The following is an 18,968-nucleotide window of genomic DNA, read 5'->3' as shown; positions in this document are numbered from 1 at the left end:
AAACACTTCGAAAAATTTACTATGATATTAAAATTTATATCATTTGTTTTTGCTCATCGAAGATTCTTTTTTTTATAATCGTACAGGAATTTTATTATCCTGTAATTTCTTTTTTAAATCTTTAATTTCTATTTCTTTAAAGTGAAAAACACTTGCTGCCAGTGCAGCATCTGCTCTACCTTTTTTAAATGTATCTACAAAATGTTGAATATTTCCTGCTCCACCAGAAGCAATTATGGGGATATTTAACTCTTCTGACAATATAGACAATGCCTCATTCGCAAACCCTTCTTTGGTACCATCATGATCCATGGATGTAAACAATATCTCTCCGGCTCCTCGTGCTTCAACTTCTTTCGCCCAGTCAAACAAATCTAGCTCTGTAGGTACTTTACCTCCTACTAAGTGTACTATCCATTTACCATCGATTTGTTTTGCATCTATAGCCACAGTAATACATTGTGATCCAAATTTTCCTGCCAGATCATTAACCAATTGAGGGTTCTTTACTGCAGATGAATTTATAGATACTTTATCGGCTCCATTTTGCAATAAAACGTCTACATCTTCAATAGATGAAATTCCTCCACCTACAGTAAAAGGGATATTTACTTTTTCTGCTACTTTAAGCACTAATTCTGCTAATGTTTTACGACGTTCTTCTGTTGCAGAAATATCCAAAAACACTAATTCATCGGCACCTGCTTTTGAATACGCATCAGCAAGTTCTACAGGATCACCTGCATCTCGTAGATCTACAAAATTGACTCCTTTTACGGTACGCCCATTTTTGATATCTAAACATGGTATAATTCTCTTTGTTAACATAATTCTTTTTTACTCAGTTCTTTTACAGTGCAATCTCTAATTACTTCTTGAGCTATATGTACTATAGACTTCAGTTTTTCAAAAAGTTGCTTTTTCAGCAGATTTATTTTCAGAAGAAACAGCAAGTTTTTGATCCATTTTTTTATGTTTTTAACAGGATATATTCTTCTAATTGTTTCAAGCTTATTTTATGTTCATAAATCGCTTTTCCAATAATAGTTCCTTCACAACCAATTTCTGCTAGTTTTGGCAATTCATCAAAGGTAGAGATTCCTCCTGATGCTATTAACTTAAGATTGTCTGTTTGGTTTAAAATCCTTTGATACAGCTCAAACGAAGGTCCTTGTAGCATCCCGTCCTTACTAATATCGGTACAAATCACATACGTTATTCCTTCTTTCTGATACTCTTGAATAAATGGAATCAATTCTTTATCACTTTCTTCTAACCATCCACTTACTGCAATTTTTTCATGATGCGCATCTGCTCCTAAAATAATTTTATCTGTTCCAAACTTTTGTAACCACGATGCAAAAATTTCGGGATCTTTTACGGCAATACTTCCTCCTGTAATTTGATTTGCTCCACTTTCAAAAGCGATTCTAAGATCATCATCGGTCTTAAGACCTCCTCCAAAATCAATTTTCAAGCTTGTCCTTGATGCGATTTGCTCTAGTACTCTATGATTGACTATATGTTTAGATTTTGCTCCGTCTAAATCCACTAAATGTAAATATTCGATTCCATGGGCTTCAAATTCCTTAGCTACTTCTAATGGGTTTTCATTATATATCTTTTTTGTGTTATAATCTCCTTTCGAAAGACGAACACATTTTCCGTCGATAATATCTATAGCTGGTATTATTCTCATAGTTTTACGGTATTATGTCTTAAGTATTATGCTATAAGATTTCTTCCAAACATTTAGGTTCTCAAATTTATTCATACTATAACTTAACACTTTGTACTTATTACTTTATTTTTATAGTTTCAAAAAATTCATTAATATCTTCTCACCAACAACGCTACTTTTCTCTGGGTGAAACTGGGTTCCGTAGAAATTACCTTTTTGCAAAGCTGTACTGTACGTAATTCCATAATGAGTCTTTGCCACTGTATTTTTGGTAACTGGTGCATAGTAACTATGTACTAAATAGATATGCTCTTTTTCTAAGATCCCTTCAAACAAAGGTGAATCAAGAGATTCTATCTGGTTCCAGCCTATCTGTGGTACTTTTACCTGATTATCGAATCGTATAACATCAACATCGAAAATTCCTAACCCCTTGGTATTTCCTTCTTCGGTATAGTTACACATTAATTGCATCCCCAGGCAAATTCCCAAAACCGGTTGTTTTAATTCTGGGATCAAGTGATCTAATCCAGAATCTCTAAGCTTATGCATTGCACTACTCGCCTCGCCTACTCCAGGAAAGATAATTTTATCTGCTGCTTTGATTTCTTCGGGATCATTACTTAATATCGCTTCATACCCCAGTCTTTGTATTGCAAATTTTATAGATTGGATATTTCCTGCTCCGTAATTGATAATTACAATTTTCACTTTATATTTCAGATTTATGATTTCAGATTTACAATTCTTCAATCTTAATTCGTAACTAAATTATAGCACTCCTTTGGTACTGGGTAAAATCATTTTACCAGAATCACGTTGTACTGCAACTTTAATAGCTTTTGCAAAAGCTTTAAAAATGGCTTCAATTTTATGATGTTCGTTGGTCCCTTCTGCTTTTACATTAAGATTTGCCTTAGCCCCATCGGTAAATGATTTAAAAAAATGGAAAAACATTTCTGTTGGCATTTTACCAATCATTTCGCGATTAAATTCTGCTTCCCATACCAACCAATTACGTCCTCCAAAATCAATAGCTACCTGTGCCAGGCAATCATCCATTGGTAAACAAAAGCCATAACGTTCGATTCCCAATTTATCACCCAGAGCCTTACTAAATACTTCTCCTAATGCTATTGCTGTATCCTCGATAGTGTGGTGTTCATCGACTTCTAAATCTCCTTTTACTTTGATATCTAAATCCATTTGACCATGACGAGCAATTTGGTCTAACATATGATCAAAAAAATCTAACCCTGTATTAATATTACCTTTACCAGTACCATCAAGATTTAGTTTGATATAAATATCGGTTTCATTGGTTTTTCGTGAAATTTCTGCAACGCGATCTTTTAGTTTAAGAAATTCATATATTTTTTGCCAATCATTACTCTCCAGAGCAATATGATTGTTTAACTCTTCCCTTTTTATTGTAATTTCTCCTGTTCCCAGATTGGTATTATCATTAATAAAAATTCCTTTTGCTCCCAGATTTTTAGCCAATTCCATATCGGTTAAACGATCACCGATCACAAAAGAATTTATCAAATCATATTCTTCAGAAAAATATTCGGTTAACAAGCCTGTTCCTGGTTTTCTGGTATTTGCATTTTCATGAGGAAAAGTTCTATCAAGAAATACTTTATCAAATACGACTCCTTCATTTTCAAAAGATTTCATAATAAAATTATGCACAGGCCAAAATGTATCCTCAGGAAATACATCGGTACCCAAGCCATCTTGATTGGTAATCATTACCAATTCATAGTTTAATTCCTGAGCAATTTTACCTAAATATGTAAATGCCTTTGGATAGAATATCATCTTCTCGAATGCGTCTATCTGCTCATCTGCAGTTTCTTTGATAATCGTACCATCACGATCTATAAATAATACTTTCTTTTTCATCTGTTTATATATTTATTGTTTTTTAATGGTCAGATGGAATCGCCATAAAATCATTTCAGCTGGATATCAACTTAATTGTTATGGCTTATTTCATACTGTAATATTGTCTCTAATTTTACTTTTATTTAAAAAATTTATGAAATGGGTTCACGATTTCGAAATTGAAGTAAGTACCCGTATTAGTTTTTCATTTTCTTCTTTAGTACCTACTGTAAACCGAAGTGTATTTTTGCATAAAGGTTGTGTACTTCTATTGCGAACCACAATACCTTCTTTAATTAACTGATCGTATCGCTTATTAGCGTCATCTACTCTTACCAAAATAAAGTTGGCATCACTTTTAAATATTTCCTCTACAAAATTTATGGTAGATAAAGCTTCTTCCAAAAGGGTACGTCCTTCTATTATCGCGGATACTTCGGCTAGAATTTGATCTTCCTCGATAACACGTTGCAAAGCTCGCTGTTGTGTTAATTCGTTCACATTATAAGGTGGTTTTATTTTATTTAGAACAGCTATTATTTCTTCGGAAGCATAACAAATTCCTAATCGTATGCCTGCCAAACCATACGCTTTGGATAACGTCTGCGTTACTATAAGGTTTGGATATTTATCTATACTCCCTACCCAACTTTCTCTATCTGTAAAATCGATATAGGCTTCATCAATAATTACCAATCCTCTAAAACACTCAAGAAGTTCTTCTATTCTTTTTTGTTCAATCAAATTTCCTGAAGGGTTATTAGGAGAACAAATAAAAAGTAATTTAGAATAACTATTCGCTGTAGCGAATATCGCTTCGACATCTGGTTGAAAATCTTTTTCTAACCACACTTGTTGTTCTTCTATATTATTGATATCTGCTAACACCTTATACATCCCGTATGTAGGAGGCATTGTAATAATATTATCAATACCAGGTTCGCAAAATGCTCTAAATATCAGATCTAATACTTCATCACTACCATTACCAAGAAGTAAATTGGTTTCTGAAACTTTTCTTTGACTTGCTATTATCTTTTTTAAGCTTTTCTGTTGCGGATCAGGATATCGATTGACTCCATTTTCGTAAGGGTTTTCATTGGCATCTAAAAAAACCATATTCTGGTCAAAATCTGTAAACTCGTCTCTGGCCGAACTATACGGTTTTAGGTATTGTATGTTCTTGCGAACTAATTGTTTTATGTTGAATTGAATTTTATTCATTTTTAGTTTATTGCTGTTGGTTAAAACCTCATTAATGATTACTAGCTACTTATGCCAATCAATTAACAACTATTTCAAACTCTCTAATCGTAGTGTTACTGCATTCTTATGCGCTTGTAAACCTTCTGCTTCGGCCATAAGTTCAATTGCTTTACCTATGTTCTGGATGCCTTGTTTTGATATTTTCTGAAATGTCATTGACTTCATAAAACTATCCAGGTTTACACCGCTATATTGTTTTGCATATCCATTGGTCGGTAGCGTATGATTAGTCCCCGAGGCATAATCCCCCGCACTTTCTGGTGTATAATTACCAATAAACACAGAGCCTGCATTGGTTATATTATCTACAAAAAAATCCTCATTTTTTGTACATACTATAAAATGCTCGGGGCCATACTCATTGATCAATTCTATAGCCTGCTGATCATCTTCAACACAGATTAATTTTGAATTGGATATAGCTCCTTCGGCAATTTCTTTTCTTGGCAAAACCGCTAGTTGTTTAACTACCTCTTCTTCTACTTCATCCATCATTTTTTTAGATGTAGATACTAAAATCACCTGGCTATCTTTACCGTGTTCTGCCTGGCTTAACAAATCAGAAGCAATAAAGGATGCATTAGCAGTATCATCTGCAACCACAAGCAATTCACTTGGTCCTGCTGGCATATCTATAGCGACTCCAAACTTCGTTGCCAGCTGTTTTGCCACCGTTACAAATTGATTACCCGGACCAAATATTTTGTATACAGGCGGAATAGTTTCTGTTCCAAAAGTCATTCCTGCAATAGCTTGAATTCCTCCTACTTTACAGATTTTTGTTACCCCACAAAGATTAGCGGCATACAAAATAGCCGGGTGAATTTTTCCTTCCTTATTCGGGGGGGAACATAATACGATTTCTTTGCATCCTGCAAGATTAGCAGGAACGGTTAACATCAAAATTGTAGAAAACAAAGGAGCTGTTCCTCCTGGGATGTATAATCCTACCTTTTGAATTGGTCTTTTCTCCTGCCAGCATTTCACTCCGATTGTTGTTTCGACAGAAACTTTATCCGTTTTTTGTGCCGCATGAAACCTTTCAATATTAGATTTAGCTAATTGTATTGCATCCTTTAAATCCTGATTTACCTGTTTTTTTGCTTCTTCTATTTCTTCAGAATCTACAAGAATTGCATCAAGATCTACCTTATCAAATTTTTTAGTATATCGTTGTACCGCCCGATCACCCTCTGTTTTAACTTCATTAAAAACAGTCAACACTTTTTCTTCAATATCAGCTACAGTTTGTGTTGGTCTTTTTAATATCTCTGGCCAATTATTTTTATTGGGATTGTATATTTTTTGCATCTCTTCTTCATTTCTGTGGTAACAGAAACACATTAAATTATTTATAAAACCATCTTTTCTATTGGACAAACCAAAATTCCTTCTGCTCCTTCTGCTTTTAACTCATCAAGAATATCCCAAAATTTGTTTTTCTCTACAACAGTATGAATAGAACTCCAGCCTTCTTCTGCGAGTGGCAATACTGTTGGGCTTCGCATACCTGGCAGTATTTTAACAATATCTTCAATTTTATGGTTAGGAGCATTAAGCAGGACATATTTAGAATTTCTAGCTTTTAAAACGGCTTTGATTCTAAATTGTAATTTTTCAAGAAGTTTTTTATTATCGTCTGATATTTTTGGAGACACTGCAAGTACGGCTTCAGAAGCGAGCATTACTTCTACTTCTTTAAGGTTATTTTTAAATAATGTACTACCACTAGATACAATATCACAAATTGCATCTGCCAAACCAATATTCGGTGCGATCTCTACCGATCCAGATATTTGGTGCAATTCTGCCGAGATTCCCTGTTTTTCTAGATATTCATTAACTGTGTTGGGGTATGATGTAGCAATTCTTTTTCCGTCAAGATCTTTAATCGAATTGTACTCAAAATCTTTTGGGACTGCTAGAGAAACTTTACATTTTGAAAAATTAAGTCGTTCTGTAATCGAAATATCTTTCCCCTTTTCTATAAGTACATTCTCTCCTATAATAGCGATATCAACAATACCATCCCTAAGATATTGAGGTATATCTCCATTTCGTAAAAACATAACTTCCATAGGAAAATTACGGGTTTGGGCTTTTAGTTGATCTTTACCATTATCAATCGAAATACCGCAGTCTTTCAGTATTTTTACTGAATCCTCATTAAGGCGCCCGCTTTTTTGAATTGCAATTTTAATTTTTGACATTTTTTTGTTGTTGTGCTTGAGCAATTCAAAAACGAGTTTTGCAGAAACAAAAAACCCGTTTGAATTACTCAAACGGGTTTTCATATTATTGTGTTATACACATATCATACCTACCACGCCTGAGCGAAAATGTAAGAATGATGATGATGTACAAATATATTATTCATTGTTTTTTCTAAATACCCTGCGAATTTATAAAAAATTATTTTCACTCAAACGCATTTCAGCTTATTTTTTTGCGATTCATCTTTTTTCTATGATTAAATCCTTAGAATTTAAGGCCTGCAATAGGTTGATTATAAACATTTTTATAACTTTAAAAAACCAATACTAATCAACAACACATGAAAAATTTCTCCTCTTTTCTTATTTTTTTACTTTTTGCCTGGCTGGCAATATGGTGGTATTACTCTTGTGATTGGTGTACAAAAAGCACTAATGAAAGTATACCTGTAGTAGAACAAAAACCTGATCCCGAATTAGAAGCATTAGCAAAAAAAGCATATGAAGACAGCATCGCAGCAGCAAATAGAAGTGTTGGATTATTTGCAAAAGGCCCCCACGGGCAAGATGTATTTAGATATGTTGAAAATCTAAAGATTAACAATACCAATGGAGATGTATTTATCCCCAATTCTCTAAAAGGTTTTAGCCAACAAGTAGCTGATTACTTAGGACAACACCAAGATCAGGAACTTATCATTTATGGTTATGAGAATTCTTCTGAAAATAGTGATAGTACACAATTAGGTAGTTCTAGAGCTAACTTTATTAAAGATATTTTGGTTAAAGCAGGAATTAATGCAGATCGTATTGCAACCAAAACGCAATTAAATAATTACACCTACTCTGATAATGGAGAATATCCTGGCGGAATACTATTAAATTTCAGCACATTAAATGAAGCTAGATTAGTCGAAGTTGAAAAAAGTATAACTACCCGAACATTGCATTCTAATTTTGGTCAAAAAACATTTCAACCAGATGCCACTTTATCTAATTATGCATTAGAACTTAAAAATTACATTAATAAATATCCTGATAAATCGGTTGTAATCACTGGACATACAGATGATGTTGGCGAGGAAGAAGCAAATCTCTGGTTTGGACAACAAAGAGCAAATAATGTACGAGAATATCTTATTTCGCAAGGTATAGCTAAAGATAAGATTATAGCCTTATCTAAGGGAGAATCAAACCCTATCGTTCCGAATGATAGTGAGGAAAACAAAGCAAAAAACAGAAGAATAGAAATAACCGTAAACTAAAAATATTACAACTATGTTAGATTTTTTAAACGAAGCAAATTGGTGGTGCTTATTATTGCTATTATTCCTGGCATTTTTGTTAGGAAGGTTTTTATCGAAAAGAGCGCTCAAAAAAAAATACAAAAAGGCATTAGATGAGTGTGAAAGAGAAAATGCGATGCTTAAAAATGCAAGTAACGAAAAAGCAAATTCAACCTTTTCTAATCCCGAAAATGGAATTAAAGCATTTAAGACGCGGGATCACGGAGGAGTTGCGGTTACTAATGGTGGAGAAATGCCTACATTAAATTTTGATAGTTTTGGTAAAGCAAATGCCTCTCAAAAGGATGATTTAAAGCTAATTAGCGGTATTGGTTCTTTTATTGAAGAAAAATTAAACAGTATTGGTATCTATACTTTTGATCAAATTAGTAAATTTACCGCAGAAGATATTGATACCGTAACTACTCTTATTCAATTCTTTCCTGGTAGGATTGAAAGAGATAAATGGACAAAGCAAGCTAAGAAACTTAAAGATAAGTAGTAACCACTAACCATTTTACTATTTAGTAAGGCCTTCATAATTTATATTATGGAGGCTTTTTTACTTATAAGCATAAACAGAGGTATTCAAAAAAAAAAGAAGACTGCCCTTTCAGACAGCCTTCTAAACAAATCACTGTTATAAAAATTATTATTTTTTCACGAATTGTTTAATCATTATATCATTTTCTGATTTTAATTTCAGTATATATATTCCTTTATTTAAGTTTTGAACATCTACCCTGTTATTATTAATAACTCCCTGAGCAACAATTTGTCCAGCAGCATTCATTATCATATAATTTATTTCTGATATATCTGTTGTAGCAACATACATATCATTTTCTACAGGATTAGGATAAAAGCTAAGTGGCATCGGAGTTATTGGAGGCCCTGTAAGATCAGTACTTTGAGTCGAATTGACAGATGCAATAGCAGCAGCAACTCCACATGGTCCAAGATTAGCCCACGTAGTAGCGGTTCTCTCATATAGATTTCCTAAATATGTTACTCTACTCCCTACCGGGTATGCCTGCCCATTAACATAGGCAGCTACTCCTGCACAAGGGTCAACTGGTGCTGGAGCTAATGTATTAACATTAACTTCATTACTAAATCCAGATTCGTTTCCTGCAGCATCCTTAGCTTTAATTCTAAATTGATAAGGAGTATTAGCTGTTAACGAATTAATATTAGTACTTGTTCCTGCTGTAGATCCTATTCTAGTATTTCCTTGGTACACATCATATTCTGTAACGCCGACATTATCATTAGATGCAGTCCAGGATAATGTTAGTGTAGTTTCTGCAACATTAGATACTACAAGATTCGTTGGTGCTGTAGGTACTTGAGTATCTCCTGGAACTCCACATGCTCCAAGATTAATCCACGTTGTAGCAGTTCTCTCATACAAATCTCCTGAGAATGTCACCCTGCTTCCTACTGGATATGCCTGACCATTAACATAGGCAGCTACTCCTGCACAAGGATCAACCGGTGCTGGAGCTAATGTAGTAACATCAAGAGTATTACTAAAACCAGATTCGTTTCCAGCAGCATCCTTAGCTCTGATTCTGAATTGATAAGAGGTATTAGCTGTTAGCGAATTAATATTAGTACTTGTTCCTGCTGTAGACCCTATTCTTGTATTTCCTTGATATACATCATACTCAGTAGCGCCGATATTATCATTAGATGCAGTCCAGGATAATGTTAATGTAGTCTCTGCAACATTAGATGCGATAAGGTTTGTTGGCGCCGTTGGCGCTTCATTATCTTGCACTCCATTAGCAGTAAATGAACCTGTAAAAATGCCTCGTCCATAAGTAGAAGCTATAATCGTATTATTATTTTGATCTCCGTTTATTTCCCAATAATCGAAAGAGGTTACACTAGCATCACTCATTCCATTTTGTGATCTAACCCAATTTGGATTTGCTGCATCAAAATTAGTAGTCACCCATACTCCAAGTTGTGTTGCTACAATAACTTCTGTTCTATCTAATGGATTTTGTAAAATATCTCTAACAGGGATATCAGGAAGATCTCCTTCTTTATTTGACCAATTAACTCCTGCATCAGAAGAGTACCATACACTAGTAACACCATAGTTATGAATCGTAACCATGATATCATTTGCTGTTGCTCCTAATCTAACAGAGGAAACAGATCCAACAAAAGGCGTATTTATTTCCGCCCAATTAGCTGCTCCAAAACCTACATTTGTTAATCTTAATAAACCACCAGAGGCAGTTCCTACATACCATGTATTATTAGCAAAAGAGGAAGCAATAAAAGCCGTTGGTTTACTTGTTAATAATGCATTTGTAATGGTATCATTTCTATTTCCTGCCACATCAATTGTTCTTATAACATAGTTCCAAGTCTCTGTAGCTGCATCATAAGAAGAGGAATTTGATAATAAATAATTAGCATCACTATCGTATCCCATTTGATTTACAAAATCACCTGTTCCATCATCATTTACAAGCGTTGTGGCTCCTCCTTGTATTCTACTACGTCCATCCCATGGTAAATTAAATCTATAAATTACATTATTTGTATATGTAGCAATCATATATTCACCATCTTTATCTATAAAAGTGTAGAAACCATCTCCTCCTGTTAATGGTTCAGATCCATTTATTCCTGCTACTACATTTCTAAATGCCTGAGATCCATTATCCTGGGATCCTGCAGAAAAAATACCTGCTACATCACCAGCTCCATTAGGTCCTATACCTGCCTTTACATACTGGGTTACATTATAATTATTATTTCTTGCTCCAAATACATTATTATTTGCAGCCGTAGACAGGCTATTTGCATAAAATACCCCTCCATCATTACCAAAAATTGCCTGATTTGAATTCCCTGGTCGAAATGCCATAGCATGCTGATCTGCATGAACAATAGAAGCTCCTAATCCAGCTAAATTATTATTGTTAGACCATTTTGAAATTTGGCTCCATGCATCACCACTATTTGTTGATCTAAAAAGATCAATTCCTCCTACATATACTATATCATCATTATTGGGATCTGATTCTATCATTAAATCATAAAAAGATTGTCCTCTGGTAAAATCATTTGCAGGAATACCATTATCTACATCATTTGGCAATGCTGTTGCGGTTGGAGCAGTTGCAAAACCATCTGTACTTCGATAAACATGAACTGGGTCTATTACTCTATTATTAGCATCTCTGGCAACTCCTTGAGTTAGTGCATATATCTTATTAGCATCGGTTGCAGATGTTTCTAACTCTACTCTATTAGAATCATTAAGCGGGGAAGCGGCTGCTTCTGTCCATGTTGCACCATCATTAGAGCTAAATACACGCCCTCCTCCATTTCCTAATGGTGAATTAATGGTACCAACCCATAATCTATTATCGGCTCCTACTTCAAAATCGTTAGGTATATAGTAATAATTTACATCATTTCTTTGGTATTGCATATTAGCCGATTCTATTCTATTCCAGTTCGCTCCACCATCTATTGATCGGTAAATTCCTGCAGACTGAATTCCTAGCCAGTTAGAGGGACTAGATGCATCTCCATATCTATGTGCTCCTACTCCAACGAATAATTCAGTACGATTTTGTGCTGTATTATTCCATGCTACAATATCATTTACATAATAAATCCCTGAAAGGAAAAGGTTTGTAGCGTTAAAATTAATATTTCCGCCTCCAGCAGCAGGGATATTGACAGCTTGCCAAGTATTACCACCATCTGTAGAACGGTATACTCCACTACCAACAACTGCTCCTGCTGTATATTGCTCTCCTGTACCTACATACCATGTGTTGTTATTTCTGGGATCTACAGTTATAGAAGTTACCGAAAGGTTTCCGGGAACATTCTGCACTCGACTCCATTGTGAAGCGGCAGATGTAATATCGTTATTAACCCATAATCCTCCACTTACACCACCGGCATAAACTCTTCTATTATTAGCATCATTGGGGTCAAATAAAATAGCTCGTGTACGTCCTCCAATATCATTAGGACCTCTTTCTACCCAAGGGTTATCTTGAGCATCTCCCGGAGCTCTTTTTGCTGTATTTGCTAATTGTTTTTGAACTGCATAAATCTTCTCTGGTTCTGTTTTACCAGTTGTAGGATTCATAGTTAATTCCCACATTTGCTCAAAATATCTATTTGGCGGAAGTCCTTTGGCTTTTCTCTCAGACTTTGTTAATTGTAAAGTCTCTTTGTAGGGGCTGTTTTTTAAATAGGTATTGTGTTGTTTTCGTAGATTATCGATTTCAGTTTCGTTCGTACTTTGTTCTAAATTGTCTTTCTTTATAGAAATAATTACGATTACTGATAGGGCGACTAATCCCAAGCCCAGTAGAACCGAGCGGATCATTCTTTTTTTCATATAAGCATTAGTTGAGTTTAAGGTTTAAAAGTAATATAATTACGGTAAAAAACCAAATTTAACACAATAAAAGTTAAATTTAACATAATTTAACTTTTATATATTTAATGCTAACTATGCTCTATTTTTCATCACTCCAAGCAACAGAAGACATTTTCCAATCAAGACCAACTTTGATGAATTGAATAGTCTTCATTCCCCGAGACTCAAAATACACCCCGTTTAATTTACCCGATTTTTCATAAAAACTAAATCGTTGTGCTACATTACCGTATATTTCTGTTTTATGTGAAATTTCGCTTTCTCTAAAATCTTTAAGTGTCCCGTCACTTAACATTTTTTTTCTTGGAGTTATAAACTCATTAATATCATAGATTTCCGGAACACCATGAGTATTACTTATTATAATGCCATTAGTAATAAAGATATTCTCAATTTCTTCAACATTAGGGCTTTTTCCCTCTGCATTGGTAAACAAGCTAAAAAATCTAGTTGTTAATTGGTTTAGTTCATTTTCTTCTTTAAAATCTGTAGGAGTAGAAAAAAATAGAACTGTATCCTTTTCTGGTAATTCTATCGTTTTCACAAAACGTAATCCTATTTTGTTTAACAACTTAATTGAAGCAATGTTATTAGGATTTGTTATTCCAACAATTTTATCAAGATCTAAGGTGTTTTTAGCATAGTTCATTGTTGCATTGGCTATTTCATACCCATACCCCAATCCTAAATATTCTGGAAGCATTGCAAATCCGATATCAATATCCTCTAGTGTATCTCTATTTACTAATCCACACATTCCTATAGAAGTACTGGTTTCTTTCAATACAACTACCCATAAACCGAACCCATTTTCTTTATAGCTTTGTATTAGACTATTTTCTAAAAATCCCTTTGCTTCAGCTTGCGTTCTAACATTTCTATCTCCAATAAATTCTATCCACTTTGGAGAGTTTACCAATTTTAAAACAAAATCAGAGTCTTCTAGATTAAATTCACGAAGAGATAATCTTTCAGTTTCTAATATTTTTCTCATTTGTATTCTAATGTTCTATTAATTATTCTTCATTTATAATACTATCAAACATATCTTTATCTGTTGCGCCTTCGGTACTTATAAAAAGAATATTAGTGGTTTCATTTATACGAAGCGTTTCTTTTATCGGTTCATATTCTTGTTCTTTCATGATCGCAATAAAACCTGCTAAACCACTAGCACCAGATTCTCCAGAAACTATTTTTGTATCCGAACCTCTAGAGAAATAAAGCTCCCGAATTGCTTCTCTAGAATATTTATCATCAATTTTGATCGAGATATCACTTCCATTTTTTATTAAATCCCATGCTCCTAGAGAAGGTGTTCCGCAATTAAGTCCCGCCATTATTGTTTCACTATTCCCTAACGAAGTCGTTATTTTTCCTTTTTTAAACGAAGCAAGAATTGCATCTGCTTCTGTTGGTTCTACAATGATAATCTTAGGACGGTTTACTCCATACCTTTCTATGTAATATCTAATTCCTGTTCCCGCAAAACTCCCTACACCAGCTTGAAGAAAAACAAGATCAATTTTTGGGTTTTGTGCAAGATGAAGGCTATCTTCCATTTCCTGAAAGAGCGTTAAATATCCACCCATAATATATGCCGGTATTTCTTCATAATTTTTCCAAGCAGTATCCTGTACTAGCTCCCATCCATTTTTTTCACTTACTGCTTTAGCATAAGCACAGGTTTTATCATAATTACCATCTACTTGTTCAACTATAGCTCCTTCTTTTTCAATAGCTTTTATGCGTTGATCTGTAGTACCTTTTGGGACAAAAACCACTGCTTTTTTATTAAAAAAATTAGCCGACCATGCCACGGCTCTTCCATGGTTACCATCTGTAGCGGTACAAAAAGTTTCTATCTGTGGTTTCTTTTTAAGAACCTGATGTATAGCATATGAAGCCCCTAACCCTTTAAACGCATTTAAACCAAAACGAAATGATTCATCTTTAATATAAATATTACCAACATTATACTTTTTGGATAAGTTAGGTAAAGGAATTAAAGGTGTTGGTTTATATCCTGGTAAAGATGAATGAAATGCCTTTATATCATTACATTTCTCCAGAATAGCAGTAGTTACATTATCTACAAATGTATTATCCGGATTATTTATGTAAAACGAAGAATCCTCCTTATTTTTTATCTCCATTTGAATGATTTTTTGTGTTTACGATCTTCATAGTATAGCATCTGCTATAATTCTTTACCGTTTATGATTACTAAGAGGTTTTATACGTATTTAAATTTATAAAAAATACAGGCACTCTAGAGTGCCTGTAAACCTAATCATACGATCCTGTTTTTCTATTGGTTACCAAGAATTATTGGCATTCCATCTTTTCCTGACCCTACAACTACTACCTTGGCATTAGGTGATTTGGCTAGTTGTAATGTAGCTTCTATTCCTTTTTCCTTAAGAATTTTATCTGTTAACGAAGCGCTTAAAATTTGATTAGCTACCGCTTTACCTTCTGCATCAATTTTTTGTCTTTCAGCTTCCTTTTTGGCTTTTTCCAATCTAAATTCATATTCTAACGATTCTTGCTCTTGTTTTAGCTTACGCTCGATTGCCTCTTTAATTGTTGGTGGTAATGTTACATCACGTACCAATACTTCATTAAGTTGGATGTATTGATTACTTACAATTTTCTTTGTCTCTTCAAAAATCTCTTTTTGAATCGCATCTCTTTTACTAGAATACAATTGCTCTGGAGTATACCTTCCTACTACACTACGGGCTGCAGATCGTATTGTCGGCAATAAAACTCTTGCCACATAATTTTCTCCTTTTTGTTGGTGTAATAACCCTAATTTTTCATAATCTGGTTGAAACCATGCAGAAGCATCTAATTTAATTTCTAATCCGTTAGAAGAAAGTACTTGCATTTTTTCAAAAACTTCTTGCTGTCGTACTTCGTAAACGATTACTTTATTCCAGGGAGCAACTAAATGAAACCCTTCTCCCAGAGGTGGACTATCTGTAACCACACCTCCTCCAAATGTTTTATAAAGCACACCGGCTTCTCCAGAACCAATAGTTTCTGTTGATTTTGAAATAAAGACGATTACTAATACTAATAGAATTAGAATAGGCAATCCTATTTTTGGTAATTTTTCCATAATAATTTTGAGTTTTTAGTTTTAAATAAGTCCGTTATATTTTCGTGCAAACCATTCTATAGTAAGTAACAAAATAACTATTGCTAAAAGATATTTCCAGTCTATTAAAGATACTACATTTTCCTTATTTTTTTGTATCGTTTGATATCTTTGATCTTCTAGTAATTCTTTTATAAGCGTGTCTTTTTGGTCCAAATAATATGACTTACCATTAGTATTAGTAGCTATTTGCTTCAGTTTTGTTACATCTGCGTTAAGAAATTGTTGTTCTACATCATATTCCAGAATTGCAAAACTTCCAGAACGTGCTATATTCTCACCTAATACTGTTACTGTATAGTCATAATTTCCTGCATCAAGATTACTCAAATCCACTTCATATGAATTATTTTTCAATAACATAGGTATAGTCTGGGTAGCTTCAGTTTCTTTATTTTTAATTGAAATTCTTAAATTTCCTCTCCTGTCAAATTCGTAATTCTTTGTAAAATACTCTGCTTTAATAATAACACTGGCATTACCATAATAAAATGACTCTGAGATAGTATTTAACCTACTCTTTCTTTTATTAGAAGCCAGATACTGGATCAGTTTACCAAAAAACTCATCAAAATCTTCAAATTTTTGAGTATCTAAATAATTTTGAGCTCTCCATCTCCATATTCCCTCTCCAAACAAAACGGCTTCTCTTATTCCTCCTTGTTCTATGGTTGCAAGTAACATTTCGTCTGTATCAATGTTACTTATTGTCCTATATAATAAAGGGTCATGGTTCGAATTCATTCTAATTTCTCCAAAAGTACCTATTAAAGGAGGGTAACCTTGAAAACCAATATCTTCTTGAAGAAATGCTCCATAATTATTGTTATACCTGGGAACATAATATTCATTCTGCCGTGTAATTTCCTGGGTATATTTATTTTGTATCCTATTAAGAAAAACCCAATCTGTTTTTGAGCCAGTAATCGTAAAATAATTTTTTTTCAGGGTATTTAATTTTTCATAAACTCCTCTATATCTGGTGTTGGGTTGATATAGTATAACTAACTGATAATCGTTTAAATCCCTCTTTTCATTAGGTTTACTAATCGTAATACTTCGTCTTTCATTGCTTTCAACACTTTTCTTTATAGCTCCAAGGTCTGGATGTACTATATCACTAATCAACAACACATTGGTTTTTTGATCAATTACCTCTACTGCAAAAGTTTTTGAATTATTTATTGTGTTTTTTTCTATATCCAAAGGTGTCAATGCGGCAACATATTGATTTACACCTACTCTATTAGCCGGAAGCGTAAAATTAACTACTGTAGAGTTATTTGTTCCTGAGAAAGAAACGGGCTGAGAAAAAATTGTGCTATTTCCCGATTTTACTTGAAATGTAGTCGTAATTTCTTCATTACCAGAATATGTAAGAATTACCTCGACGGGAAATTTATTTTTTAAATATGCATAACGATTAACATTAAGTTGCTGTATTTTGGTATCCAGTACCTTAATTGTATCCCCAGAAATAATCGGATACACCGCTTGCTTATACCCTATGCTACTAAATTGATAATCTTTACCATAAGTTTGATTTCCATCAGTGATCACAATTGTAGGAGCAATTGTATTTTTATGAATTTGCTCAAGTTCTTCTAACGCTTTTGATATATTAGTCTGTTTTTGATCAAAAGAAAAGCGTAGAGAATCATTTAATTTATCAGAAAATGAATAATAAGTAATATCAAATCTTTCATTGAGTTCTTCATTATCAGCAATTTGGTTTGCAAACTGAGTAACTTTCTGATCTTGTTTAAGATATTTTATTGAAGAAGAATTATCCACTGCAACTACCAAAGCAGGTTTCTCTACATAATAAGTATTCTGTTTGAAAGTAGGATTAATTAACAGCAATAGCAGTGCAAAAACACTAAGGAAGCGTAAAAAAGCAAAAAACAGGATGTTTTTTTTCCTGTTTTTTGTTTTATACCAGTATTGAAACAATGCAACAATTAATGCTGTTATAAAAGCCGCTATCATCAATAAGATTGTTTCTGTTTGCATTCTATTAATTACGATATACGATAGTTGAGTTACGAATTACAATTTATTTAAGAGTGTTAAGTGCAACTCTTTTCATTCAAGTTGAAATTTAATGACTTTTAGCATCAAAAAATATTAAAATATTCAAAAAAATGATTCTTAAATCGTTAATCGTAATTCTACAATCAAGTAAGCATTCCTCCATCCACATTAAGTACTTGCCCTGTAATATATGCACTTAAATCACTTGCTAGAAATAGGCATGTATTTGCAATATCTTCGGGACTACCTCCTCGTTTTAGTGGAATTGCATTACGCCATCCTTCTACAACTTTCTCGTCAAGTTTTTCTGTCATTTCGGTTTCAATAAAACCAGGGGCAACTACATTACTTCTAATATTTCTAGAGCCAAGTTCTAGCGCAACAGATTTTGAAAAACCAATAATCCCTGCTTTTGAAGCTGCATAATTAGCTTGACCTGCATTACCTTTTACCCCAACAACCGAACTCATATTTATTATACTTCCTTTACGTTGCTTAAGCATAGTTCTTTGAACAGCTTTTGTCATATTAAATACGCTTTTCAGGTTTACCTCGATAACTTTATCAAAGTCTTCCTCGCTCATGCGCATTAAAAGGTTATCTTTAGTAATACCAGCATTATTCACTAAAATATCAATACTACCAAATGTTTCTAATACATCTGCAGCTAATTCCTGTGCCTGATCGTAACTTGCTGCATTACTTTGATATCCTTTAGCTTTTATTCCTAATCCGTTTAATTCTTTTTCTAATGTTTTAGCAGCTTCAACAGAAGAACTATAAGTGAAAGCAATATTTGCTCCTTGTTGTGCAAAAATTTCTGCTATTCCTTTGCCAATACCACGAGTAGCTCCAGTGATAATAGCTGTTTTACCTTGTAAAAGATTCATTCGTTATGTTCTAATTTTTGTGGTATCTAAACCATTTATAATTTGCAATGTGAATTCAAATATAAGAATTACAAACAGGTCAACAGCAATAAACCCTGTGATTTCTCACA

Annotated in this window: 15 protein-coding genes; 2 read left to right on the top strand and 13 right to left on the bottom strand. The window is 33.6% G+C overall.

Annotation, left to right across the window (positions count from 1 at the left end):
* Positions 1–72: 72 nt before the first annotated feature.
* From hisF to hisG, 7 genes are all read right to left on the bottom strand, one after another.
* Complete coding sequence (gene hisF, locus DK441_RS23675; RefSeq protein ID WP_109853038.1) at positions 73–828, bottom strand: imidazole glycerol phosphate synthase subunit HisF; 756 nt, start codon at positions 826–828, stop codon at positions 73–75.
* A gap of 142 nt (positions 829–970) precedes the next feature.
* Positions 971–1,699 (bottom strand): 1-(5-phosphoribosyl)-5-[(5-phosphoribosylamino)methylideneamino]imidazole-4-carboxamide isomerase, encoded by a 729-nt coding sequence (hisA, locus tag DK441_RS23670; RefSeq protein WP_109853037.1) that lies wholly within the window; start codon positions 1,697–1,699, stop codon positions 971–973.
* Positions 1,700–1,810: 111 nt separating this feature from the next.
* Positions 1,811–2,392 carry an imidazole glycerol phosphate synthase subunit HisH gene (hisH, locus tag DK441_RS23665; RefSeq protein ID WP_109853036.1) on the bottom strand — a complete coding sequence of 194 codons (582 nt, stop codon included), beginning with the start codon at positions 2,390–2,392 and terminating at the stop codon, positions 1,811–1,813.
* Positions 2,393–2,452: 60 nt separating this feature from the next.
* Positions 2,453–3,589 (bottom strand): bifunctional histidinol-phosphatase/imidazoleglycerol-phosphate dehydratase HisB, encoded by a 1,137-nt coding sequence (gene hisB / locus DK441_RS23660; protein ID WP_109853035.1) that lies wholly within the window; start codon positions 3,587–3,589, stop codon positions 2,453–2,455.
* Positions 3,590–3,736: 147 nt separating this feature from the next.
* Positions 3,737–4,795 carry a histidinol-phosphate transaminase gene (hisC, locus tag DK441_RS23655; protein ID WP_109853034.1) on the bottom strand — a complete coding sequence of 353 codons (1,059 nt, stop codon included), beginning with the start codon at positions 4,793–4,795 and terminating at the stop codon, positions 3,737–3,739.
* 69 nt (positions 4,796–4,864) lie between these two features.
* Complete coding sequence (gene hisD, locus DK441_RS23650) at positions 4,865–6,148, bottom strand: histidinol dehydrogenase (RefSeq protein ID WP_109853618.1); 1,284 nt, start codon at positions 6,146–6,148, stop codon at positions 4,865–4,867.
* Positions 6,149–6,189: 41 nt separating this feature from the next.
* Positions 6,190–7,047 (bottom strand): ATP phosphoribosyltransferase, encoded by an 858-nt coding sequence (gene hisG, locus DK441_RS23645; protein ID WP_109853033.1) that lies wholly within the window; start codon positions 7,045–7,047, stop codon positions 6,190–6,192.
* A gap of 344 nt (positions 7,048–7,391) precedes the next feature.
* Between hisG and DK441_RS23640 the strand changes: the two genes are divergently transcribed.
* Positions 7,392–8,315 carry an OmpA family protein gene (locus DK441_RS23640; RefSeq protein WP_109853032.1) on the top strand — a complete coding sequence of 308 codons (924 nt, stop codon included), beginning with the start codon at positions 7,392–7,394 and terminating at the stop codon, positions 8,313–8,315.
* Between the two features lie 13 nt (positions 8,316–8,328).
* Positions 8,329–8,838, top strand: a complete 510-nt coding sequence (locus tag DK441_RS23635) for a hypothetical protein (RefSeq protein ID WP_109853031.1) — start codon at positions 8,329–8,331, stop codon at positions 8,836–8,838.
* 150 nt (positions 8,839–8,988) lie between these two features.
* Here DK441_RS23635 and DK441_RS23630 read toward each other — a convergent pair whose 3' ends face one another.
* The 6 genes from DK441_RS23630 to fabG all read right to left on the bottom strand — a co-directional run bounded on the left by DK441_RS23630 (position 8,989) and on the right by fabG (position 18,858).
* Complete coding sequence (locus tag DK441_RS23630; RefSeq protein WP_109853030.1) at positions 8,989–12,726, bottom strand: fibronectin type III domain-containing protein; 3,738 nt, start codon at positions 12,724–12,726, stop codon at positions 8,989–8,991.
* A 121-nt stretch (positions 12,727–12,847) separates the two neighbouring features.
* Positions 12,848–13,762, bottom strand: a complete 915-nt coding sequence (locus tag DK441_RS23625) for a GNAT family N-acetyltransferase (RefSeq protein WP_109853029.1) — start codon at positions 13,760–13,762, stop codon at positions 12,848–12,850.
* Positions 13,763–13,784: 22 nt separating this feature from the next.
* Complete coding sequence (locus DK441_RS23620) at positions 13,785–14,924, bottom strand: diaminopropionate ammonia-lyase (RefSeq protein ID WP_109853028.1); 1,140 nt, start codon at positions 14,922–14,924, stop codon at positions 13,785–13,787.
* Between the two features lie 155 nt (positions 14,925–15,079).
* A complete protein-coding gene (locus DK441_RS23615; RefSeq protein WP_074406374.1) occupies positions 15,080–15,895 on the bottom strand; it encodes a prohibitin family protein in 816 nt (271 codons plus the stop codon).
* A gap of 21 nt (positions 15,896–15,916) precedes the next feature.
* Positions 15,917–17,947, bottom strand: a complete 2,031-nt coding sequence (locus DK441_RS23610; RefSeq protein ID WP_109853027.1) for a hypothetical protein — start codon at positions 17,945–17,947, stop codon at positions 15,917–15,919.
* Positions 17,948–18,111: 164 nt separating this feature from the next.
* Positions 18,112–18,858, bottom strand: coding sequence for a 3-oxoacyl-[acyl-carrier-protein] reductase (gene fabG, locus DK441_RS23605; RefSeq protein WP_025663711.1), 747 nt, complete (start codon positions 18,856–18,858; stop codon positions 18,112–18,114).
* Positions 18,859–18,968 lie beyond the last annotated feature (110 nt).

The organism is Aquimarina sp. AU58 (genome assembly GCF_900312745.1).
GTDB classification, from domain to species: domain Bacteria; phylum Bacteroidota; class Bacteroidia; order Flavobacteriales; family Flavobacteriaceae; genus Aquimarina; species Aquimarina spinulae.
The sequence above is the reverse complement of the archived record's forward strand: the minus strand, read 5'-3'. Positions and strand labels throughout refer to the sequence as shown.